A 20,878-nucleotide genomic window follows, 5' to 3' on the forward strand; every position below is an offset into this window, starting at 1 on the left:
GCGCGCAGACAAAAAAAAGCCACCGGGGCTTGCAACACCGGCGGCTGCCGCGCATGGCCCGTTGACCGGGCGGCGCGAAGTCTCAGGAAGCTGTCGTTCCTCCAGAACCCCTTGGCTGGCGCCTCATTTGGCGGCGTTGGTGTTCATGTACTCCGTGACCACCTTCCAGCGGTTGTTCTCCAGCACGGACATGCGCGTGGCGTTGCTGCCCAGGCGCTTCTGCGCGGTGAAGGTCATCTCGGCGCTGCCGAAGATGTCGGGCGGAATGGTCATGGTGTCCATGGCCTTGATGAAGCTCTCGGTGGTGAGGTTGGGGCCGGCCTTGGTGGCGGCGCGGATGAAGGCGTCGACGGCCGAGTAGCCATAGACCGAGAACACCGTGGGTTCCTCGTTGAACTTGGTCTGGTACTTGTTGGCCCAGAAGCGGATGGGCTGCGAGGCCGCGTCCAGGTAGGGGTGCTGCACCGTCATGGTGGCGTACAGGCCGTTCATGGCCGGGCCGCCCAGCTTGTGGATCAGGTCGGTGTAGGCGGCGCTGGAGCCGATGAAGGTGGGGTTGAAGCCCAGGCGCTTGGCCGTGGCAATGCCGCCGATGGTCTCGCGAATGATGGTGCCCAGCACCACCATGTCGCACTGCTCGGAGGCCAGCTTCTGCATCTGGGACGAGAAGTCGGTGGCACCGCGCTTGTAGCTGGTCTCCACCGCGAGCGACATGCCGGCGGCCTTGAGGCCGTCCTCGGCACCGCGCTTGACCTCCAGGCCGAACTCGTCGTCCTGGTACATGGTGCAGATCTTCTTGGCGCCCTTTTCCTTGGCCAGGCGGGGCACGGCCACGCGCATCTGGTCGTAGTAGGTGGCGGCGAAGCTGTATTTGAGCTTGTGGAAGGGCTCGTACATCTCGCGCGCGGCCGTGACGGGGAAGAAGTTGATGACGTTCTTCTGGAACTGCACCGGCATGGCGGCCATGTTCTGCGCCGTGCCGATGTGGCCCACCATCATGAAGATCTTGTCCTGGTTGACCAGCTTCTGCGCCGCGAGCACCGCGTTGCGCGGGTCGTACTTGCTGTCCTCGACGATGAGCTTGATCTTGCGGCCATTGACGCCGCCTTGCTCGTTGAGTTCGTCCACGCGCAGCATCATGCCCAGGCGCACCTGCTTGCCGAAGCCGGCGATGGGGCCGGAGAGGTCCTGGATCGAACCGAGGACGATCTCGTCCTTGCTCACGCCCTGGCTTTGCGCCAGCGCGCTGCCGGCGGTCAGCGCGACTGCCGCGCCGATCAGGCTCAGTGTGGTCTTCATCGCTTGAGTCTCCTGGTGGTGGTGATGAGGGAGGGAAGGGGGCGGCCGCTCACTGGTACATCGCCTCGATGCGGTCGGCGTATTTCTTCTGCACCAGCTTGCGCTTGAGCTTCATGGTGGGGGTGAGTTCCTCGTCCTCGGCGGTGAGCTGGGTGTCGAGCAGGAAGAACTTCTTAACCTGCTCGACGCGCGCGAACTTCCTGTTCACGCGGTCGAGTTCACCCTGGATGAGCGCCTGCACCTCGGGGGCGCGCGTGAGGCTGGCGTAGTTGGAGAAAGGCACGTCGTGGTCCTGCGCGAACTTCTCCACGTTCTCCTGGTCGATCATGATGATCACCGTGAGGTAGGGACGCTGGTCGCCGATGACAACCGCATCGGTGATGTAGGGCGAGAACTTGAGCTGGTTCTCGATCTCGCTGGGCGTGACGTTCTTGCCCCCCGCGGTGATGATGATGTCTTTCATGCGGTCGGTGATTCGGAAAAACCCTTCCTCGTCCACCACGCCCACGTCGCCCGTGTGCAGCCAGCCGTCGGCGTCGATGGTCTCGGCGGTCTTCTCGGGCAGGTTCAGGTAGCCCATGAACACGTTGGGCCCACGCACCAGGATCTCGCCGGTCTGCGGGTCCAGCTTCACCTCGTTGTATTGGGCGGCCGGGCCGATGCTGCCGGGCTTGATGCGCTGCGCCGGCACGCCGGTGGAGGCGCCGCAGGTTTCCGTCATGCCCCAGACCTCGAGCATGGGCACGCCCAGGGCCAGGTACCAGCGCACGAGTTCGGGCGAGATGGGGGCCGCGCCGGTGACGAGGAAGCGCGAGCGGTGGATGCCGATGAGCTTGCGCACGTTGTCCAGCACCAGCAGCCGCGCGAGCCGGAAGCGCAGCTTGAGGCCGGCGGGCACGGCCTCGCCCTTGAGCACGTGGTCGGCCACGCGCTGGCCCACGCCGATGGCCCAGGCGTAGGCGGCCTGCTGCAGGCGGCTCGCCTCCTTCAGGGCGATCATCACGCCGGAGTAGAACTTCTCCCACACGCGCGGCACGGCGGTGAAGACGGTGGGCGCGATCTCGCGCACGTTCTCGGGCACGGTCTCGGGGTTCTCGACGAAGTTGAGCCGCGCGCCGGTGTAGAGCGAGAAGTACTCGCCGCCCATGCGTTCGGCGATGTGGCACAAGGGAAGAAAGCACATGCACTCGTCGTTCTCGTCGCGCGCGATGAGGGTGTTGTAGCCGCGCACGGTGTAGACCAGGCCCTGATGCGAGTGCATGGCGCCCTTGGGCTTGCCCGTGGTGCCCGAGGTGTAGACGAGGATGGCGAGGTCCTCGGCGCGCACGCCGGCCACGCGCTGTTCCAGCATCTGCGGGTGCTGTGCCAGGTGCTCGCGGCCCAGGGCGCGCAAGGCGTCCAGGCTGATCACCTGCCCGTCGCGGAAATCGCGCAGGCCTTCCATGTCGATCACCACGATCTTCTTGAGCAGCGGCAAACGCTCCCGCACGGCCAGGGCCTTGTCGAGCTGTTCCTCGTCTTCCACGAACAGCACGGAGGTGCGCGAGTCCTCGCAGAGGTAGTGCACCTGATCGGGCGCGTCGGTGGGGTAGATGCCGTTGGCCACGCCACCCGCGCTGAGCACGGCCAGGTCGGTCAGCACCCATTCGATGGTGGTGTTGGACAGGATGGAGGCGGTGTCTTTCGGCGCAAAGCCCAGGGCCATCAGGCCATGGGCGATCTCGCGCACCGCCTGGCCGGTCTGGTCCCAGGTCCAGCTGCGCCACAGCCCCATGTCTTTCTGGCGCATCCACACCTTCGGGCCGCGCGCCTTCACGGCGTTCCAGAACAGTGCGGGGATGGTGTCGCCGTCCAGGACGATGCGCGTCTCGGGCTGGATGTGGGAGAGGTCCCAGAGGGTGCTCATGTCGTGTTCCCTTCGTCGCCGCTCAGCGCCAGTTCTTCTTTTTCTTCCAGCGGCGGTCGGCGCGCACGCCGGCTTCCTTCATGCCGAGGTAGAACTCCTTGATGTCGTCCTTCTCGCGCAGGTGGGCACAGGTGTCTTCCATCACGATGCGCCCGTTCTCCAGCACGTAGCCGTAGTCGGCCGCGTTGAGCGCCATGTTGGCGTTCTGCTCGACCAGCAGGATGGTGGTGCCGCGCTCGCGGTTGATGCGCACCACGATCTCGAAGATCTCCTTGGTGAGCTTGGGCGAGAGGCCCAGGCTGGGCTCGTCGAGCAGGACCAGGTCCGGGTTGGCCATGAGCGCGCGGCTGATGGCCAGCATCTGCTGCTGGCCGCCCGAGAGCAGGCCGGCGTCCTGCGCGGCGCGTTCCTTGAGGATGGGGAAGTAGCCGAACACCATGTCCATGTCGCGTGCCACGCCGTCGCGGTCCTTGCGGGTGTACGCGCCCATGAGCAGGTTGTCGCGCACGCTGAGCAGGGGGAACACCTCGCGGCCCTCGGGCACGTGCAGCAGGCCCTGCTGCACGATGTGCGCCGGGTCTTGCGCGGTGATGTTCTCGCCCTTGAACTCCACCGAGCCCTTGCGCGGGTCGATGATGCCGCTGATGGTCTTGAGGATGGTGGTCTTGCCGGCGCCGTTGCTGCCCAGCACGGTGGCGATCTCCCCGCGGCGCACCTGCAGGCTCACGCCGCGGATGGCCTTGATGGGGCCGTAAGCGCTCTCGACGTTGGAGAGCTTGAGGACGGGGGCGTCGGAGGTGGGGACGCTCATGCAGGCACCTTCGCGTTTTCGCGGCGCAGGCTGGACACGTCGTCCACGCTGCCCAGGTAGGCTTCAATCACGCCGGGGTCGGCCTGCACCTCGGCCGGCGTGCCGGTGGCCAGTTCGGTGCCCATGCTCATGGCCAGCACACGGTCGGACACCTTGGACACCAGGCTCATGTCGTGTTCCACCATCAGCACCGTGACGCCGAGTTCGTTCTTGATGTCGGTGATCCAGAAGGCCATGTCCTCGGTCTCTTCCACGTTCAGGCCGGAGGAGGGCTCGTCGAGCAGCAGCAGGCGCGGCTCGGTGCACAGGGCGCGCGCCAGTTCCACCACCTTGCGCACGCCGTAGGGCAGGCCGGCCACCAGGCTTTCGCGGTGGTGCTGCAGGTCCAGCAGGTCGATGACGTGCTCGACCTTTTCGCGCGCCTCGATCTCGGCGGCGCGGGTCTTGCGCGTGAAGAAGAGCTCGCTCCAGAGCCCGGTGCGGCGGTGCGTGTGGCGCCCGATCAGCAGGTTCTGCAGCACGGTGGCGTGTTCGAACAGCTCGATGTTCTGGAAGGTGCGCGCGATGCCCAGGCGCGCGATGGTGTGCGGCGCCTGGTCCGTCAGGCGCACGGGGCCCCCGTGGCCTGCGTAGTCGATGGTGCCCGTGGTGGGCGTGTAGATGCGGCTGATGAGGTTGAACACCGTGGTCTTGCCCGCGCCGTTGGGGCCGATCAGGGTGAAGACCTCGCCCTTCTTCACGTCGAAGCTCACGTTGTTGACCGCGAGCACGCCGCCGAAGCGCACGCTGAGGTTCTTGGCCGAAAGCAGGGTGTCGTCGTTCATCGCGTTCACTTCAAGCGGTCGGATTTCTGGAACGCCTTCTGCCGCTTGAACATGCCCTGGCGGTAGAACGGGAAGAGTTGGAAGTACGCGCGGATCTTGAGCCAGCGCCCGTACAGGCCCATGGGTTCGAACAGCACGAAGGCGATGAGGACCGCGCCGTACACCGCGCCCTGCAGGCCGGCGGACTGGCCGATGGCCTCGGGCAGCACGTCCTTGCCGAGCGCGATGAGCTGCGGCATGACGATGAGGAAGATGGCACCGAGGAAGGCGCCGTGGATGGAGCCCAGCCCGCCGATGACGACCATGAGCAGCAGGTCGATCGACTGGATGATGGAGAACTGCTCGGGCGAGAGGAACTGGATCTTGTGCGCGTACAGCGCGCCACCCAGGCCCGCCAGCGCGGCCGACAGTGCGAAGGACAGGGTCTTGTAGCGCGCCAGATGGATGCCCATGCTCTGCGCGGAGATCTCCGAGTCGCGGATGGCGACGAAGGCGCGGCCGGTGGACGAGCGCATGAGGTTGACGATGGCCAGGGTGCTGAGCACGCACACCACCAGGCAGAGGAAGTAGAAGGCGCTGGTGGAGGAGAGCTCCCAGCCGAACAGGGCCGGCGGGTTCACGATGAGGCCCTTGTTGCCGCCGGTGACGGACTCCCAGCGGGCGATGCCTTCTTCCACGATGAAGCCGAAGGCCAGCGTGGCCATGCCCAGGTAGATGCCCTTGACGCGCAGCGCCGGCAGGCCCACCACCACACCCACGGCCGCCGCCAGCAGGCCCGCGCAGGCCAGGGCGATGGGAAAGGGCACGCCCGCATTCACCATGACGGCCTGCGTGTACGCGCCCACGCCCAGGAAGGCCGCATGGCCGAGCGAGAACAGCCCCGTGAAGCCGGCCAGCAGCATCAGGCCCAGGCCCACGATGCCGTAGATCAGCACGAAGGTGAGCTGGGCCAGCCAGTACTCGTCGATCGCCCAGGGCGCCACCAGCAGGAACAGGCACAGCAGGCCGTACCAGAACAGGTGCCCGCCGTGCTTGGCGAGGCGGATGTCCTGGTCGTATTGGGTCTTGAAGAGGAATCGCATCGTTCGGCCTCAGACTTTTTTTCTCAGCTTCTCGCCGAACAGCCCATTGGGCTTGAGCACCAGCATGATCAGCACCACGATGTAGGGCGCGATGTCCTTGAAGCCCTCGGGCAGGTAGAAGCCGGCCACGGCCTCGACGATGCCGATGATGAGACCGCCCACGATGGCGCCGGGCAGGCTGCCGAAGCCGCCCACCACCGCCGCCGGAAAGGCCTTGAGGCCGATGAAGCCCATGTTGGCGTGCACGAAGGTGATGGGCGCCAGCAGCAGGCCCGCGATGGCCGCCACGCCGGCCGCCAGGCCCCACACCAGGCCGTTGAGCCGCTTGACCGGAATGCCCATGTAGTAGGCGGCCAGCTGGTTCTGCGACGCCGCCTGCATGGCGATGCCCAGCTTGCTGTAGCGGAACATGGCGAACAGCAAGGCGCAGAGCACGGCGGTGGCACCGATCACGACGATCTGCTCGGCCGAGATGACCAGCGCGCCGAGCTTGAGCACCTGCCCTGCGTAGGGCACCGGCAGCGTGTGCGTCTCGGTGCCGATGGTGGGGATCATGGTGATGAGCCCGCGCAGCAGGTAGCCCACGCCGATGGTGAGCATGACGATGGAGAAGGCGGGCTGCCCCAGGATGGGGCGGATGACCAGGCGTTCGAGCGCGATGCCGAACAGGGCCATGCCCGCGATGGCGGCGACGACGGAGAGCCAGAAGGGGAAACCCAGCAGCGTCATGGTGAGCAGGCCGCCGAAGGCGCCCACCATCATGAGGTCGCCCTGCGCGAAGTTCACGGTCTCGGTCGCCTTGTAGATGAGCACGAAGCCCAGCGCGATGAGGCCGTAGATGCATCCCTGGGCCGCCCCGCTGATCAGCAGTTGCAGCAGTTGCACGGAACTGTCTCCTGTCGTTGTATTGCCACCGGGGGGCTGAAGATTTATAGCTGTCCTCCCCGGGACTGCCGCTAGGGGTTCTCCCCCATCGGCAGTCGCGCAGGCGCCAGGATGATGGGGCGATGAAGTCAGTACGCATTGGCGCCGGCCTGGGTTTCTACGGTGACGCGTGGGAGCCCGTCGCCGCGAGCATCGAACGCGGCGACGTGCAGTTCATCGCCAGCGACCACCTGGCCGAACTCACGCTGGCCATCCTGCAGAAGGACCGCCAGCGCGACCCCGCGCTGGGCTACGCGCGTGACGTGGTGCCGCTGCTGCTGCGCCTGTGGCCGCTGATGCAGCGCCATGGCGTGCGCTTCGTCTGCAACGCCGGCGGACTCAACCCGCGCGGCGCGGCGCAGGCGGTGCTGGCGGCCTTCGCGGCCAAGGGCCTGAAGGCGCGCATCGCGGTGGTGACGGGCGACGACGTGCTGCCGCGGCTGGCCGACACAAGCGGTGCCGGTGGTGCATTCGCCCACCTGTTCACTGGCGCGCCGGTGGACGCGGTGCGCGAGCGCCTGGTGTTCGCCAACGCTTACCTGGGGGCCGATCCCATCGTGCAGGCGCTGGACGAGGGCGCGCAGATCGTCATCACCGGCCGCGTGGCGGACGCGGCGCTGTTCCTGGGCCCGATCGCGCACGCGCATGGCTGGAGCATCGAGGGCGCACTGGAAGGGGCCGAGCTCGACCGCCTGGCGCAGGGCCTCGCGGTGGGACACCTGCTGGAGTGCTCGGGCCAGGGCAGCGGGGGCAACTTCGGCGCCCAGGGGCACTGGCAGACCATTCCCGATCTGGCGCACATCGGCTACCCGATCGCCGAGGTCGCCGCCGACGGCAGCGCGCTCATCACCAAGGCGCCGGGCACGGGCGGGCGCATCAACTTCGACACCGTGCGCCAGCAGTTGCTGTACGAAGTGCACGACCCGCACGCGTACCACAGCCCCGACGTGGTGCTGGACATGGGCGGCATCCGCCTGGAGGACGAAGGACAGGACCGCGTGCGGCTCACGGGCGCGCGCGGCCGCGCGCCGGGCGACCGGCTGAAGGTGGTGGCGGGATTCCGCGACGGCTACAAGGCCGAGGTGACCTGGGGCTTCTCCTGGCCGGACGCCTGGGACAAGTCGCAGCAGGCGCAGGCGACCATCCGCGCCTTGCTGAAGGAGCGGCGCATGCCGCACGAGGAGCTGTATGTGGAGTACCCGGGCCTCAATTCCGCGCACGGGCCGCTGGCGCCGCTGCCGGCGGTGGACGCGCTCAACCAGCTCAACGAGATCTGGACGCGGCTGGTGCTGCGCACCAACGAGAAGGCCGCGGCCGAGGGCTTCGGGCGCCTGTTCCCGTGGATGGGGCTCAGCGGCCCGGCCTACACCTGCGGCTTCACCGGGCTACACAACGTGAGCGAGCTGCTGGGGATCTGGCCGACGCTGGTGGAGCGCGAGGGTGTCGAGGCGGGCGTGCGCATCGAGCTGCTGGGAGACGAATCTTGAGCCGGGTGCGCATTCCCCTGGCCCGCATCGCCCACGCGCGCAGCGGCGACAAGGCCGACTGGGTGGATTTCGGCCTGTTCGCCTGGAACACCGCGGGCTACGCGATCCTGCAGCGCGAGGTCACGGCCGAGCGCGTGCGCGAGCACTTCGCGCCCTGGCTGCCGGGCGAGGTGGATGCCTGGGCCCTGCCCAACATCCTGGCGATGAAGTTCGTGCTCAAGGGCGCGCTGCAGGGCGGTGGCGCCCGCAACCTGCGCCTGGACAACCTGGGCAAGGCCATGGCCGCGGCCCTGCTGCGGCTGGAGATCGAGGTGGAGGCGGCCGAGCTGGATGCCGCGCGGAAACAGGCACCCGTCGGCTGGTGGGGAACACCATGACAGTCCGCACCGAATCCTTCGACGACATCCGCGTCGTCACCCTGGACCGCCCCGACGTGCGCAACGCGGTGGACAGCGCCACCGCGCGCGATTTGCATGCGGCCTTCCTGGCCTTCGAGGACGATGCGGCGGCGAAGGTGGCGGTGTTCCACGGCGCGCACGGCCACTTCTGCGCCGGCTGGGACCTGCAGTTCGGCGCCCGCGCCGCCCGGGCGGGCGAGGGCGGCGCGCTCGCCGACCTGGACTTCGACCGCGCCGACGCCCGCGCGATCGGCCCCATGGGGCCTTCGCGCCTGCGCCTGTCCAAGCCCGTGATCGCTGCCGTGAGCGGCGCGGCCGTGGCCGGTGGCATGGAGCTCGCCCTGTGGTGCGACATGCGCGTGATGGAAGCCGACGCCTACTTCGGCGTCTACTGCCGGCGCTGGGGCGTGCCGCTGATCGACGGCGGCACGGTGCGCCTGCCGCGCCTGATCGGCATGGGCCACGCGATGGACCTGATCCTCACCGGGCGCAAGCTCGAGGCGGACGAGGCCCTGCGCATGGGCCTGGCCAACCGTGTGGTGCCGCACGGGCAGGCGCGCGAGGCAGCCATCGCGCTGGCGCGCCAACTGGCCGCGTTCCCGCAGGCCACCATGCTGGCCGACCGCGAGAGCGCCTACGCTCAGTGGGACATGCCGCTGCCCGATGCCTTGCAGCAGGAGTGGCAGCGCGGCAAGGCCCGCATTCCCGACGCGCTGGAGGGCGCGCAGCGGTTCGCCGCGGGACAGGGGCGGCACGGGCGGTTCTGAGGCCGCCGCCGGCTCAGACCGGCGCTTTCCAGCCAGCCTTGGACTCCTCGGGAATGGGCCGGGGTCGACCTTCGTGATCGATCGCCACGTAGGTCAGGCTGGCCTCGGTCACCTTCAGGTACTGGCCCTGAGCCGAGATGCGCTCGGCGAAGACCTCCACCATCACGGTGATGGAGGTGCGTCCGATGCGCGTGACCTGCGAGTAGAAGCTCAGGATGTCGCCCACGCGCACCGGCTGCTTGAAGACGAACTGGTTCACGGCCACCGTGGCCATGCGCCCGCGCACCAGTCGGGCCGGTACCACGGCGCCGGCCAGGTCGACCTGGGCCATGACCCAGCCGCCGAAGATGTCGCCGTTGGCGTTGACGTCCGCCGGCATGGGGATCACCTTGAGCACCAGTTCGCGGTGGTCCGAAGGCAATGAGGGCAATGGCGCGTGGGCGGGGCTTGAATCGTTGGGCATGGGCACAATCTCCGGCTGACTCCCACGATTGTCTTGCATGCGCCGCGACAACCCCAGCCAAGGCCACATGGCCTTGCCTCCCACCTCTGCCAATGCCGCGCCCGTGTCCACGGGCCGCTCCGACTGGTCTACCCTCCAGCGCCTGCTGCCCTACCTGTGGCAATACAAGTGGCGCGTGATGGCCGCGCTGGCGTTCATGGTGGCGGCCAAGGTGGCCAACGTCGGCGTGCCGGTGCTCTTGAAGCAGTTGGTTGATGCCATGAACATCCCCGCGGGCAGCGCGCAGGCCCTGCTGGTGGTGCCGCTGGGCCTGCTGCTGGCCTATGGCGGCCTGCGCCTGTGCACCAGCCTGTTCACCGAGTTGCGCGAACTGGTCTTCGCCAAGGCCACCGAAGGCGCGACGCGCCACATCGCGCTGCAGGTGTTCGGCCACCTGCACAGCCTGAGCCTGCGCTTCCACCTGGAACGCCAGACCGGCGGCATGACGCGCGACATCGAGCGCGGCACCCGCGGCGTGCAGTCGCTCATCTCGTACTCGCTCTACAGCATCGTGCCCACGCTGATCGAGGTGGTGCTCGTGCTCACGCTGCTGGGCACGCAGTTCGACATGGGCTACGTGTGGATCACGCTGGCCGCGCTGGTGCTGTACGTGGGCTTCACCGTGGTGGTGACGGAGTGGCGCACGCAGTTTCGCCGCCGCATGAACGAACTCGAATCGGCAGGCCAGACGCGGGCCATCGATTCGCTGCTGAACTACGAGACGGTCAAGTACTTCAACAACGAGCTGTACGAGGCCACGCGCTACGACGAGGCCTTGCAGAAGCTGCGCAAGGCGCGGCTGGTGAGCCAGCGCACGCTGTCCCTGCTCAACGCGGGGCAGCAGCTCGTGATCGCGACGGCGCTGGTGCTGATGCTGTGGCGCGCCACGAACGGCGTGGTGGCGGGCGAGCTCACGCTGGGCGACCTGGTGATGATCAATGCCTTCATGATCCAGCTCTACATCCCGCTGGGCTTCCTGGGGGTGCTCTACCGCGAGATCAAGCAGAGCCTGACGGACCTGGAGAAGATGTTCTCGCTGCTGGAAAAGGAGCGCGAGGTGGCCGACGCGCCCGGCGCGCAGCGGCTCTCGCTCGATGGTCCGCCGGCCGTGCGCTTCGAGAACGTGCACTTCGCGTACGAGCCTGCGCGCGAGATCCTGCACGGCGTGAGCTTCGAGATCCCGGCCGGCAGGACGGTGGCCGTGGTGGGGCCTTCGGGCTCGGGCAAGAGCACGCTGGCGCGCCTGCTCTACCGTTTCTACGACGTCAGCAACCACGGGGAGGGTGGCCGCATCACCATCGACGGCCAGGACATCGCCGAGGTCACGCAATCGAGCCTGCGCGAGGCCATCGGCATCGTCCCGCAGGACACGGTGCTGTTCAACGACACCATCGAATACAACATCCTCTACGGCCGGCCCGAGGCCGGGCACGACGCGGCGGTGGCGGCGGCCGAGGCCGCGCACATCCGCGGCTTCATCGAGCGCTTGCCACAAGGCTGGCGCACCATGGTGGGTGAGCGCGGGCTCAAGCTCTCCGGTGGCGAAAAGCAGCGCGTGGCCATTGCGCGCACGCTGCTCAAGAACCCGCCGATCCTCATCTTTGATGAAGCGACCAGCGCGCTCGATTCGGCCAACGAGCGGGCGATCCAGGCGGAACTGCGCCAGGTGTCGAAGCACAAAACCGCGCTCGTCATTGCCCACCGCCTGTCCACGGTGGTCGACGCCCACGAGATCCTCGTGCTGGACAGCGGACGGATCGTCGAACGTGGGCGGCACGCCGATCTGGTGGCGCAAGGCGGCGCCTACGCCCGCATGTGGGCACTGCAGCAAGCCGGCAACGATTGAGCCCCGATCGCGAAAACCCCAGCGGGTTTCGAGCCTTCACCACACCATAATCGCGCGCCATGGAAACCAAGTGGCTGGAAGATTTCGTCAGCCTTGCCGAGACCCGGAGCTTCAGCCGCTCGGCGCAGCTGCGGCACGTCACCCAGCCGGCGTTCTCGCGCCGCATCCAGTCGCTGGAGGCCTGGGCCGGCACGGACCTCGTCGATCGCTCGTCGTATCCCACGCGGCTCACGCCGGCGGGGCAGACGCTGTACGAACAGGCGCTGGACCTGCTGCAAACCCTCAACACCACGCGCGCCATGCTGCGCGCACACACGGCGGCGGCGCAGGACGTCATCGAATTCGCCGTGCCGCACACCCTGGCCTTCACCTTCTTTCCGCAATGGCTGTCGGGTCTGCGCGAGACGGTCGGCCCCGTGAAGAGCCGGCTGATCGCGCTCAACGTGCACGACGCCGTGATGCGCCTGGTGGAAGGCAGTTGCGATCTGCTGATCGCCTACCACCACGCGGCGCATCCCATCCAGCTGGACACCTCGCGCTACGAGATGCTGCCCCTGGGCACCGAGGTGCTGGCGCCCTACAGCCGGCCCAACGCGCAGGGCGGGCCGCTGCATGCACTGCCTTCGCCCAGCGGGCAGGCCCAGCCCTTCCTGGGCTACGCGCCGGGGGCCTACCTGGGCCGCGCGGTCGAGCATTTGCTCAAGGACACGCCGCTGGCCGCCCAGCTCGAGCGCGTCTACGAAACCGACATGGCCGAAGGCCTGAAGGCCATGGCCATCGAAGGCCACGGCATCGCCTTCCTGCCCGCCAGCGCCGTGCGCAACGAGGTCGCGGCCCGCCGCCTGGTGCCCGCGGCCGAGGGCCTGAGCCTCACGCTGGACATCCGCCTGTACCGCACACGGCCGATGGACACCAGCAAGGGCAAGCGCGCCGCCATCGGCTTCTGGAATCGCCTGAGCGACCTGCTCCCCTGAGCCGCCGCTCACCGCCGATCGGCACGCCGATTCCTTTGGTGCGGTCGTGCAAAGAAATACCGCATTGGCGGTAGCGGTCACTGGCGAAGTGCGACGTATCGTCCCGTCCCACCGTGGATGCACGACACACCGACAGGACGCTCGCCATGCCCCAGCCCTCACTTCCCGTCTTCCTGCGCACGGCCCTGGCTGCGCTGGCCTTCGTGTCTTCAGCCGGCCCCGCCCCGGCCAATGACGCGGGCCCCGTGATCAACCAGATTCGCGCGCAGGGCCGCATCGTGATCGCTCACCGCGAATCCTCGGTGCCGTTTTCCTACCTCGGGCCGGACAAACGCCCCATCGGCTACGCGGTGGACCTCTGCCGCCGCCTGGCCGCCGCCGTGCAGGCCAGACTGGGCTTGCCCGGTCTTCAGATCGATTTCCTGCAGGTGACACCGGCCAACCGCATCGACGCCATCGAGACCGGCAAGGCCCATCTGGAATGCGGCTCCACCACCAACAACGCCGCGCGGCGCGAGAAGGTGGCCTTCACCATCCCCCACTTCATCACCGGCGCGCGCATGCTGGTCAAGGCCGGCAGCGGCATCGAACGCATCGACCAGCCCGAGATCAAGCGCGTCGCCGTCACCCGCAACACCACGCCGCTGGGCGCGGTGCGCCGCATCAAGGCCGAGCGCGGGCTGCGCATGGACATCGTCGAGAGCGAGGACCACGAGAAGGGCGTGCAGATGGTCGAGCGCGGCGAGGCCGACGCCTTCGTGATGGACGACGTGCTGCTCTACGGCCTGGCGTCCACGCGGCCCGATCCGGCTGCGTTGAAGGTGGTGGGCCGCTTCATGACGACGGAGCCGCTGGCCATCATGCTGCCCAAGGGCGATGCGGGCTTCAAGAAGATCGTGGACGACGAGATGCGCCGCCTGATCTTCAGCCGCGAGATCCATGGCATCTACCAGCAGTGGTTCGAGCAGGCGATTCCGCCCAACAACGTGCCGCTGAACCTGCCCATCAGCTACCTCCTGCGCGACTTCTGGAAGTTTCCCACCGACCAGGTGCCATGAGGCCTTGAACGGCCCCCGTGGTGGCGGCTGCGACAATCGCGGCACCATGAGCGCCGCCACCCCCGATACCCTGACCCTCACCCGTCCCGACGACTGGCACCTGCACGTGCGCGACGGAGCCGCCCTGCAGGCCGTGGTGCCCCACACCGCCGCGCAGTTCGGCCGCGCGATCATCATGCCCAACCTCAAGCCGCCGGTGACCACGGCGGCACAGGCGCAGGCCTACCGCGAGCGCATCCTCGCGGCCGTGCCCCCGGGCCTGGCCTTCGAGCCGCTGATGACGCTATACCTCACCGACAAGCTGCCGCCCGATGAAATCGCGCGCGCCAGGGCGGCCGGCGTCGTGGCCCTCAAGCTCTACCCCGCCGGTGCCACCACCAACAGCGACGCGGGCGTGACCGACATCCGCAAGACCTACAAGACGCTGGAGGCCATGCAGCGCGAGGGCCTGAAGCTGCTGGTGCACGGCGAGGTCACCTCGGCCGACATCGACCTGTTCGACCGCGAGGCCGTGTTCATCGACCAGGTGCTGATTCCGCTGCGGCGCGACTTCCCCGAGTTGAAGATCGTGATGGAGCACATCACCACCAAGGAGGCCGCGCAGTACGTGGCCGAAGCGGGTGCCCATACGGCGGCCACCATCACCGCGCACCACCTGCTCTACAACCGCAACGCCATCTTCCTGGGTGGCATTCGCCCGCACTACTACTGCCTGCCCGTGCTCAAGCGCGAGACGCACCGCGTGGCCCTGGTACAGGCCGCCACCAGTGGCAGCGACCGGTTTTTCCTCGGCACCGACAGCGCCCCGCACCCCGCGCACCTGAAGGAGCACGCCGTGGGCTGCGCGGGCTGCTACACGGCGCACGCGGCCATGGAGCTCTACGCCGAGGCCTTCGAGGCCGCTGGCGCGCTCGACAAGCTCGAAGGCTTCGCCAGCTTTCATGGGCCCGACTTCTACGGTCTGCCGCGCAATGCCGGCACCGTCACGCTCAAGCGCGAGAACTGGACGACGCCCGAGTCCTATGCGTTCGGCGAGGCCGAGCTCAAACCCCTGCGCGGCGGCGAAGCCTTGCGCTGGCGGCTGCTGGCCTGAGCGCGGCCCGAGGCCATGGCCATCGACTGGTCGGCCCCGTGGTTCGCGCCCCTGGCCGGGTCGGGCCGCGCCGTACAGGCCGCGCAGGCGCAAGGCCTGTCCTTGCCCCTGGCGCTGAACCGTGAAGCCCCGGGCCCGCTGCGCGCCGTGCCCCAGGCAGCGCTGCCAGAAGGCGAGGCCTACGAAGCGTTCATCGCGAACAGTGGCAGCGTGCCCACGCGCGAGAACGCCCACGATCTGTTCAACGGCCTGATCTGGCACCGCTTTCCCGCGAGCAAGCGCCAACTCAACCGGCTGCAGGCGCAGGCCATCGCGGCCGACGGCGTCGGTGCGGTGCGTGGGCCCCTGCGCGACGCCATCACCCTGTTCGACGAAAACGCGGCGCTGCTGCGGGCGCCGGAGCCGCTGTGGCGCGCCCTGCTGGCGCGCGACTGGCACGGCTTGTTCCTGGAGCAAGGGCCGATGTGGCGGCAGGCACGGCTGGTGCTGTTCGGGCACGCGCTGTTGGAGAAGCTCGCGCAGCCTTACAAGTCGATCACGGCGCACGTGCTGGCCTTGCCCGTGCCCGAGGCGCTGGGTGACGACCTGACGGCCTGGGACGCCTGGCTGGCCGAGCGCCTGGACGCCGGGCGCCTGCGCGCCAAGCCCTTCACACCGCTGCCCGTGCTGGGCGTGCCCGGCTGGTGGCCCGCCAACGCCGACCCCGCGTTCTACGCCGACCCCACGGTGTTTCGCCCGCCGCGCGCCGCTTGAATCCGGCGCCATCAACCCCACTTGTCGTGCCGGTATCATCCGCTGCCCTTGACGGGGCACAGGGAACCTGCAGGCCCGAACCAGGGTCATCTTGCGCAGCCGGCACGCACGAGGCCGGCGCCTAACGGAGCACACATGAAACGCATCCTGCTGTTCGTTCTGACCAACTTCGCCGTCATGGCGGTGTTGTTGATCACCACGCGCATCCTCGGCGTGGACCGTTTCCTCACGGCCAACGGCCTGAACATGACGGCGCTGGCCGGCTTCTCCCTCGTCATCGGTTTTGGCGGCGCCATCATCTCGCTGCTGATGAGCAAGCCCATGGCCAAGTTCAGCACGGGCGCGCGCGTGATCAACCAGCCGCAGACGGCCGACGAGGCCTGGATCGTGCAGACGGTGCAGAAATTCGCCGACAAGGCCGGCATCGGCATGCCCGAGGTTGCCATCTTCGAGGGCGCGCCCAACGCCTTCGCCACCGGCGCGTTCAAGAACAGTGCGCTGGTGGCCGTGTCCACCGGCCTGCTGCAGAACATGACGCGCGAAGAGGTCGAGGCCGTGATCGGCCACGAGGTCGCGCACGTGGCCAACGGCGACATGGTCACCATGACGCTGATCCAGGGCGTGATGAACACCTTCGTGGTGTTCCTGTCGCGCGTCATCGGCTACGCGGTGGACAGCTTCCTGCGCCGCGGCAGCGACAGCAACTCGGGCCCCGGCATTGGCTACATGGTCACCACCATCGTGATGGACATCGTGCTGGGCTTCCTGGCCGCCATCATCGTGGCCTGGTTCAGCCGCCAGCGGGAGTTCCGCGCCGACGCGGGTGCCGCGCAGCTCATGGGCCGCAAACAGCCCATGATCAACGCCCTGGCCCGCCTGGGTGGTCTGACGCCGGGCGAGTTGCCCAAGACCATGCAGGCCCTGGGCATCACGGGCGGCCTGGGCAAGCTGTTCAGCACCCACCCGCCGATCGAAGAGCGCATCGCCGCGCTGCAGGCGAGCTGATCGCGCCGCGAGCGCCCAGCAAAAAGGCCACCCGAGGGTGGCCTTTTCTTTTGTCCGTGGAAACGGCGTTCAGCGGTTGCGGTCGTGGTGCGGGTGGCCGGGGTAGTAGCCGGGACCAGGGTGGCCGCGCCAGCCCGGGGGGCGGTGGTAACGCTGGCCGCCGATGATCACGACCTCGGTGGAGATGTTCGAGTAGCCGGACGGGTAGCCGTTGTCGTAGACCACGTGCGGGGGCGGCGTCTCGTAACGCACTTGCGGGCGCGACGGGTACGTGACGGGCGGCGGGGGCATGGCGTCCACCGGCGTGACGTTCAGGCGCACGTAGCGGCCCGGGTCTTGCGCCATCTGCGTGCGGTACTGGCGGCCGGCGTACTCGTAGACCACGTCGTACGCCACGGTGCGCGGCTCGTAGAAGGTTTGCGTGCCGCAGCTGCGGACGATTTCGGTCTGTGGCGGGCTGGCGCCTTCGATGCGGTTGCCCAGCATGGCGCCGCCGATGAGACCGATGACGGTGGCCGCGGCGCGGCCGCTGCCGTCGCCGATGGCGTTGCCCGCCGCGCCGCCCGCGATGGCGCCCATCACCGCGCCCGCGCCCGATTTGCGGCCCGGGTAGGTGACCTGCTCATCGGTGCAGACCTGCTGCGGCACCGCCACCTGCTGGATGATGGGCGTGCTGCTGATGACGCGGCCTTGCTCTTCCTGGGCGTGGGCCGTGCCGGTGGCGGCGGCCGCTGCTGCCGCCAGGGGAAGCCAGACAAGCGTTCTGAGGGTGTTCACGGAAGGCTCCTGATAGAGGAATGGGGAGACTGCATGCTGCCCCCGCTGCGTCAAGCCGGCGTGCCGGCCTTGTCACTTTTTGTAAAGGCGCCGACGGGCGGCTGGCCGAGCAGTTCGCGGGCCAGGGCCTCGGCCACCTTCAGGCCGTCCACGCCGGCCGACAGGATGCCCCCCGCGTAGCCGGCGCCTTCGCCGGCCGGGTACAGGCCGCGCGTGTTGGGGCTCTGGAAGCTGTCGTCCCGGTCGAGGCGCAGCGGCGAGGAGGTGCGCGTTTCCACGCCGGTGAGCAGGGCGTCGGGCAGGTCGTAGCCGCGGATCTGGCGGCCGAACACGGGCAGGGCCTCGCGGATGGCGTCGATGGCGTAGGCCGGCAGGGACGGGGCCAGGTCGGTGAGGTGGATGCCGGGTTTGTACGAAGGCTCGACCTCGCCGAGCGCGGTGCTGGGCCGCGCGGCGAGGAAGTCGCCCACGCGCTGGCCCGGTGCGCTGTAGTCGCGTCCGCCGAGCTCGTAGGCGCGGCTTTCCAGTTGACGTTGCAGCACCACGCCGGCCAGCGGGTGGTGTTCGCCCCGCTCGCGCAGGGCCTGGGCCTGTGCGGCGTAGCGCGCGCCGTCGGCCTCGCCGAAGGCGGCGGTCCACAGCGGGGTGTCTTGCGGAAAGGTCTGCGGGTAGTCGGCCGGCTCGATGCCCACGACCAGGCCCGAGTTGGCGTTGCGCTCGGCGCGCGAGTACTGGCTCATGCCGTTGGTGACCACGCGGCCGGGCTCGGACGTGGCGGCCACCACCGTGCCGCCCGGGCACATGCAGAAGCTGTAGACGGCACGGCCGTTCTTCGCGTGGTGCACGAGCTTGTAGTCGGCCGCGCCCAGCAAGGGGTGGCCGGCGTGGCGTCCCCAGCGGGCGCGGTCGATCAGGCTTTGCGGGTGCTCGATGCGAAAACCCACGGAGAAGGGCTTGGCCTCCATGGCCACGCCCATGTCCCACAGCCAGGCGAAGGTGTCGCGCGCGCTGTGGCCCAGGGCCAGCACCACGCGCCGCGCAGGAAGTTCGACGGGCTCATCCGTGTCGAGCCGGTGCACGCGCAGGGCGCGCAGGCGGCGCCCGGCGCCCTCGCCCGCGGTGATCAGCCCCGTGAGCTGGTGCTGGAAGCGGATCTCGCCGCCCAGCGCGAGGATCTTCTCTCGCATGGCCTCCACCACCTTCACCAGTTTGAAGGTGCCGATGTGCGGGTGCGCGGTGGTGAGGATGTCCTCTGGGGCGCCCGCCTCCACGAATTCGCGCATGACCTTGCGGCCGAGGAAGCGCGGGTCCTTGATCTGGCTGTAGAGCTTGCCGTCGGAGAACAGCCCGGCGCCGCCTTCGCCGAACTGCACGTTGCTCTGCGGGTTGAGCGCGCGGCGGCGCCATAGGGCCCAGGTGTCCCGGGTGCGCTCGCGCACCGGCTTGCCGCGCTCCAGCACGATGGGTTTGAAACCCATCTGCGCGAGCGCGAGCGCGGCGAACAGGCCGCAGGGGCCGAAGCCCACCACCACCGGACGCTCGTCCCCGGATGCCGGGAAACCCGCCGGCGCCTGGCCCGGCGCCGTCCACGACATGTCGGGTGTGGGCCGCACGTGCGGGTGCTTCGCGTGGCGCGCCAGCAGGTCGGCTTCGGTGGCTGGGTCGGCCAGTTCGACGTCGACGATGTAGACCGCCAGCAGCTCGGCCTTGCGGGCGTCGAAGCTGCGCTTGAAGACCTGCAGCCTGGCGATGGCGGTGGGTTCGACGCCCAGCACCTGCGCGGCCTGGCGGGTGAGGGCGTCGACCGGGTGAGGCGGCGGCGCGCGGTCGGCCTCGGTTTCGGCGGGGGCGTCGGCGGCGCGGCGCTCTTCGGCCGGCAGCTCGGCCAGGGTGAGTTTGAGTTCGGCGATGCGGATCATGGGTCGTGGGGCTTGTGGCGATCAAGCGGACCAGGAAGCGGGCGATTGTCGCCGGCCCGCGCTCAGGACGGCGTGACGAGGGGCAGCCGAGGGAAGTGGCGCCGGAAGCGGTTCGGATCGCGCGTGAGCAGTTGCAGGCCCTGCAGCCAGGCGTGGGCGCCGATGTAGAAATCGGGCAGGGGCGCGCTGCGCTGGCCCTGCTCGCGGCGGTAGAGCTTGAAGGCCTGGCCGGCGAGGAAGGCGGCGTCCCAGGGCAATTGCGCGCGCTGCAGCGGCAGTCCGGCGAGCGTGGCCTCCAGGTCGGCCGCTGTCTCGAAGCGCGGGCTGAGCTCGGCCAGGATGATCGGGTTGATCAGCAGCGGGCCGGTGTCGGCGCAGCGTTCGAGCTGGTCGATCGACCAGTCGGCCCAGTTCGGGTCGTCGGCGAACACATCGATGAGCACGCAGGTGTCCACCAGGGTGCCGGACACGCCACCCTCGCGCAGGTAGCGCGGGTCGGGTTCGGCCACGTGGCCGCTCGCGAACGGCCCGGCGCCGCTCATGGCAGCGGCCCGCGCAACCACTGCACGAAGGCGTCCGTGTCCATGTCCTTGAAGCCGCTGGCGTTGGCGCTGCCGCGCGTGCGCTCGAAGGCCCGGCGCGTGCGCGAGACGGCGGGTTTGACGGCGCGCATCAGCACGTCGCCGTTGGGCAGCACCTCGAAGTCGACCTCGCTGTGCGGCAGCAGGCGCGCCCGTTCGCGCACCGCCTGGGGAATGGTGACCTGGCCCTTGCTGGTGATCTTCATGGTAAGACTCTGGTGGAGTAAGAATCTTACCGACTTCGAGGGGCGTCTGGCACAATGACCCGGGTAAAAATAAATAACCCGGGTATAATTCGCCGCATGTCTGAAGAAGCTACCCCCCAATGCACCGCCTTCCTGGGCGCCCGCCGTGTGGCCTTCGGCGCCTACGACGAGGTGGCCCGCGCACTGGCCGCCCTGGATCTGTCGGCTGGTGGTCTGCTGGTGTTCGACGACGCCAGTGGTGCCCAGATCGACTATCCCCTGCCGTCACCACCGTCCCCGCCCCGCGAGGCCCCGGCCCCCCAGGTGGGCCGCCCCCGCCTGGGCGTGGTGGCGCGCGAGGTGACCCTGCTGCCGCGCCACTGGGACTGGCTGGGCCGTCAGCCCGGCGGTGCCTCCGCCGCATTGCGCCGGCTGGTGGACGAGGCGCGTCGCGCGAACGCCGGGCGCGACGCGCAGCGCGAGGCCACCGAGCGCGCCTACCGCTTCATGAGCGCCATCGCGGGTGGCTTCCCCGGCTTCGAGGATGCCTCGCGTGCGCTGTTCGCCCATGATGCGAGCGCCTTCTCCCGCCACATCGCCCCCTGGCCGCCCGACGTGCAGGCGCACGCCAACTGGCTCGCGCGCGACGCCTTCACGCTCACCGAACCCATAGCCCCCCATCACTGA

General features: G+C 68.8%; 21 protein-coding genes. 10 read left to right on the forward strand and 11 right to left on the reverse strand.

Annotated elements, in window-relative coordinates:
• Positions 1–123: 123 nt before the first annotated feature.
• The 6 genes from GTO19_RS17265 to GTO19_RS17290 are packed head-to-tail and all read right to left on the reverse strand — an operon-like array spanning position 124 to position 6,807.
• Positions 124–1,299 carry an ABC transporter substrate-binding protein gene (locus tag GTO19_RS17265; protein WP_291020245.1) on the reverse strand — a complete coding sequence of 392 codons (1,176 nt, stop codon included), beginning with the start codon at positions 1,297–1,299 and terminating at the stop codon, positions 124–126.
• Positions 1,300–1,348: 49 nt separating this feature from the next.
• Entirely contained in the window at positions 1,349–3,205 is a 1,857-nt protein-coding gene (locus tag GTO19_RS17270) for a long-chain fatty acid--CoA ligase (protein ID WP_291020248.1), read from the reverse strand.
• A 22-nt stretch (positions 3,206–3,227) separates the two neighbouring features.
• A complete protein-coding gene (locus tag GTO19_RS17275) occupies positions 3,228–4,016 on the reverse strand; it encodes an ABC transporter ATP-binding protein (RefSeq protein WP_291020251.1) in 789 nt (262 codons plus the stop codon).
• Positions 4,013–4,840, reverse strand: coding sequence for an ABC transporter ATP-binding protein (locus GTO19_RS17280; protein ID WP_291020254.1), 828 nt, complete (start codon positions 4,838–4,840; stop codon positions 4,013–4,015). Before GTO19_RS17280 ends, GTO19_RS17275 begins: the two co-directional genes overlap by 4 nt.
• A gap of 5 nt (positions 4,841–4,845) precedes the next feature.
• Positions 4,846–5,922: a branched-chain amino acid ABC transporter permease gene (locus tag GTO19_RS17285; RefSeq protein ID WP_291020257.1), complete on the reverse strand. Its 1,077-nt coding sequence runs from the start codon at positions 5,920–5,922 to the stop codon at positions 4,846–4,848.
• 9 nt (positions 5,923–5,931) lie between these two features.
• The gene (locus GTO19_RS17290; protein ID WP_291020260.1) at positions 5,932–6,807 is read right to left on the reverse strand and encodes a branched-chain amino acid ABC transporter permease; all 876 of its coding nucleotides are present in this window, start codon (positions 6,805–6,807) and stop codon (positions 5,932–5,934) included.
• A 122-nt stretch (positions 6,808–6,929) separates the two neighbouring features.
• On the opposite strand from GTO19_RS17290, the gene GTO19_RS17295 reads away from it, so the two are divergent.
• Genes GTO19_RS17295 through GTO19_RS17305 form a run of 3 tightly spaced genes read left to right on the forward strand, consistent with a single transcriptional unit; the run spans position 6,930 to position 9,498 of the window.
• Positions 6,930–8,333: an acyclic terpene utilization AtuA family protein gene (locus GTO19_RS17295; protein ID WP_291020262.1), complete on the forward strand. Its 1,404-nt coding sequence runs from the start codon at positions 6,930–6,932 to the stop codon at positions 8,331–8,333.
• A 5-nt stretch (positions 8,334–8,338) separates the two neighbouring features.
• Complete coding sequence (locus GTO19_RS17300) at positions 8,339–8,710, forward strand: hypothetical protein (protein WP_291020579.1); 372 nt, start codon at positions 8,339–8,341, stop codon at positions 8,708–8,710.
• Positions 8,707–9,498 carry a crotonase/enoyl-CoA hydratase family protein gene (locus GTO19_RS17305; protein ID WP_291020265.1) on the forward strand — a complete coding sequence of 264 codons (792 nt, stop codon included), beginning with the start codon at positions 8,707–8,709 and terminating at the stop codon, positions 9,496–9,498. The genes GTO19_RS17300 and GTO19_RS17305 overlap by 4 nt, the downstream gene beginning before the upstream one ends.
• 13 nt (positions 9,499–9,511) lie before the next feature.
• On the opposite strand, the gene GTO19_RS17310 is transcribed toward GTO19_RS17305, so the two are convergent.
• Positions 9,512–9,961: an acyl-CoA thioesterase gene (locus GTO19_RS17310; RefSeq protein WP_291020268.1), complete on the reverse strand. Its 450-nt coding sequence runs from the start codon at positions 9,959–9,961 to the stop codon at positions 9,512–9,514.
• Between the two features lie 67 nt (positions 9,962–10,028).
• On the opposite strand from GTO19_RS17310, the gene GTO19_RS17315 reads away from it, so the two are divergent.
• The 6 genes from GTO19_RS17315 to htpX all read left to right on the forward strand — a co-directional run bounded on the left by GTO19_RS17315 (position 10,029) and on the right by htpX (position 16,729).
• Entirely contained in the window at positions 10,029–11,846 is a 1,818-nt protein-coding gene (locus tag GTO19_RS17315; RefSeq protein ID WP_291020581.1) for an ABC transporter ATP-binding protein/permease, read from the forward strand.
• 59 nt (positions 11,847–11,905) lie between these two features.
• Positions 11,906–12,820 carry a LysR substrate-binding domain-containing protein gene (locus GTO19_RS17320; RefSeq protein ID WP_291020270.1) on the forward strand — a complete coding sequence of 305 codons (915 nt, stop codon included), beginning with the start codon at positions 11,906–11,908 and terminating at the stop codon, positions 12,818–12,820.
• 146 nt (positions 12,821–12,966) lie between these two features.
• Entirely contained in the window at positions 12,967–13,878 is a 912-nt protein-coding gene (locus GTO19_RS17325) for an amino acid ABC transporter substrate-binding protein (RefSeq protein ID WP_291020272.1), read from the forward strand.
• Positions 13,879–13,924: 46 nt separating this feature from the next.
• The gene (gene pyrC / locus GTO19_RS17330; RefSeq protein WP_291020274.1) at positions 13,925–14,971 is read left to right on the forward strand and encodes a dihydroorotase; all 1,047 of its coding nucleotides are present in this window, start codon (positions 13,925–13,927) and stop codon (positions 14,969–14,971) included.
• Positions 14,972–14,986: 15 nt separating this feature from the next.
• A complete protein-coding gene (locus GTO19_RS17335; RefSeq protein WP_291020276.1) occupies positions 14,987–15,724 on the forward strand; it encodes a DUF3025 domain-containing protein in 738 nt (245 codons plus the stop codon).
• A 135-nt stretch (positions 15,725–15,859) separates the two neighbouring features.
• Positions 15,860–16,729, forward strand: coding sequence for a protease HtpX (gene htpX, locus GTO19_RS17340; RefSeq protein ID WP_288254187.1), 870 nt, complete (start codon positions 15,860–15,862; stop codon positions 16,727–16,729).
• A gap of 69 nt (positions 16,730–16,798) precedes the next feature.
• Here the strand turns inward: htpX and GTO19_RS17345 are convergent, their stop codons facing one another.
• The 4 genes from GTO19_RS17345 to GTO19_RS17360 form a co-directional block, all read right to left on the reverse strand.
• Complete coding sequence (locus GTO19_RS17345; RefSeq protein ID WP_291020280.1) at positions 16,799–17,506, reverse strand: glycine zipper 2TM domain-containing protein; 708 nt, start codon at positions 17,504–17,506, stop codon at positions 16,799–16,801.
• Positions 17,507–17,556: 50 nt separating this feature from the next.
• Positions 17,557–19,425 (reverse strand): NAD(P)/FAD-dependent oxidoreductase, encoded by a 1,869-nt coding sequence (locus GTO19_RS17350; RefSeq protein WP_291020281.1) that lies wholly within the window; start codon positions 19,423–19,425, stop codon positions 17,557–17,559.
• Between the two features lie 62 nt (positions 19,426–19,487).
• Positions 19,488–19,967: a type II toxin-antitoxin system VapC family toxin gene (locus GTO19_RS17355; protein ID WP_291020283.1), complete on the reverse strand. Its 480-nt coding sequence runs from the start codon at positions 19,965–19,967 to the stop codon at positions 19,488–19,490.
• Positions 19,964–20,212, reverse strand: a complete 249-nt coding sequence (locus GTO19_RS17360; RefSeq protein WP_291020285.1) for an AbrB/MazE/SpoVT family DNA-binding domain-containing protein — start codon at positions 20,210–20,212, stop codon at positions 19,964–19,966. The genes GTO19_RS17355 and GTO19_RS17360 overlap by 4 nt, the downstream gene beginning before the upstream one ends.
• Positions 20,213–20,308: 96 nt before the next feature.
• On the opposite strand from GTO19_RS17360, the gene GTO19_RS17365 reads away from it, so the two are divergent.
• Positions 20,309–20,878, forward strand: a complete 570-nt coding sequence (locus GTO19_RS17365; protein WP_291020287.1) for a DUF2239 family protein — start codon at positions 20,309–20,311, stop codon at positions 20,876–20,878.

This window comes from Hydrogenophaga sp., from assembly GCF_011772445.1.
Taxonomy (GTDB): Bacteria; Pseudomonadota; Gammaproteobacteria; order Burkholderiales; family Burkholderiaceae_C; genus Hydrogenophaga.

Coding starts and splice junctions, on each gene's coding strand:
- GTO19_RS17280 (WP_291020254.1), bottom strand. CDS start 4,840: ATGAACGACGACACCCTGCTTTCGGCCAAGAACCTCAGCGTGCGCTTC.
- GTO19_RS17335 (WP_291020276.1), top strand. CDS start 14,987: ATGGCCATCGACTGGTCGGCCCCGTGGTTCGCGCCCCTGGCCGGGTCG.
- GTO19_RS17310 (WP_291020268.1), bottom strand. CDS start 9,961: ATGCCCAACGATTCAAGCCCCGCCCACGCGCCATTGCCCTCATTGCCT.
- GTO19_RS17270 (WP_291020248.1), bottom strand. CDS start 3,205: ATGAGCACCCTCTGGGACCTCTCCCACATCCAGCCCGAGACGCGCATC.
- GTO19_RS17350 (WP_291020281.1), bottom strand. CDS start 19,425: ATGATCCGCATCGCCGAACTCAAACTCACCCTGGCCGAGCTGCCGGCC.
- GTO19_RS17355 (WP_291020283.1), bottom strand. CDS start 19,967: ATGAGCGGCGCCGGGCCGTTCGCGAGCGGCCACGTGGCCGAACCCGAC.
- GTO19_RS17275 (WP_291020251.1), bottom strand. CDS start 4,016: ATGAGCGTCCCCACCTCCGACGCCCCCGTCCTCAAGCTCTCCAACGTC.
- GTO19_RS17285 (WP_291020257.1), bottom strand. CDS start 5,922: ATGCGATTCCTCTTCAAGACCCAATACGACCAGGACATCCGCCTCGCC.
- pyrC (WP_291020274.1), top strand. CDS start 13,925: ATGAGCGCCGCCACCCCCGATACCCTGACCCTCACCCGTCCCGACGAC.
- GTO19_RS17295 (WP_291020262.1), top strand. CDS start 6,930: ATGAAGTCAGTACGCATTGGCGCCGGCCTGGGTTTCTACGGTGACGCG.
- GTO19_RS17305 (WP_291020265.1), top strand. CDS start 8,707: ATGACAGTCCGCACCGAATCCTTCGACGACATCCGCGTCGTCACCCTG.
- GTO19_RS17365 (WP_291020287.1), top strand. CDS start 20,309: ATGTCTGAAGAAGCTACCCCCCAATGCACCGCCTTCCTGGGCGCCCGC.
- GTO19_RS17265 (WP_291020245.1), bottom strand. CDS start 1,299: ATGAAGACCACACTGAGCCTGATCGGCGCGGCAGTCGCGCTGACCGCC.
- GTO19_RS17325 (WP_291020272.1), top strand. CDS start 12,967: ATGCCCCAGCCCTCACTTCCCGTCTTCCTGCGCACGGCCCTGGCTGCG.
- GTO19_RS17315 (WP_291020581.1), top strand. CDS start 10,029: ATGGCCTTGCCTCCCACCTCTGCCAATGCCGCGCCCGTGTCCACGGGC.
- htpX (WP_288254187.1), top strand. CDS start 15,860: ATGAAACGCATCCTGCTGTTCGTTCTGACCAACTTCGCCGTCATGGCG.
- GTO19_RS17320 (WP_291020270.1), top strand. CDS start 11,906: ATGGAAACCAAGTGGCTGGAAGATTTCGTCAGCCTTGCCGAGACCCGG.
- GTO19_RS17360 (WP_291020285.1), bottom strand. CDS start 20,212: ATGAAGATCACCAGCAAGGGCCAGGTCACCATTCCCCAGGCGGTGCGC.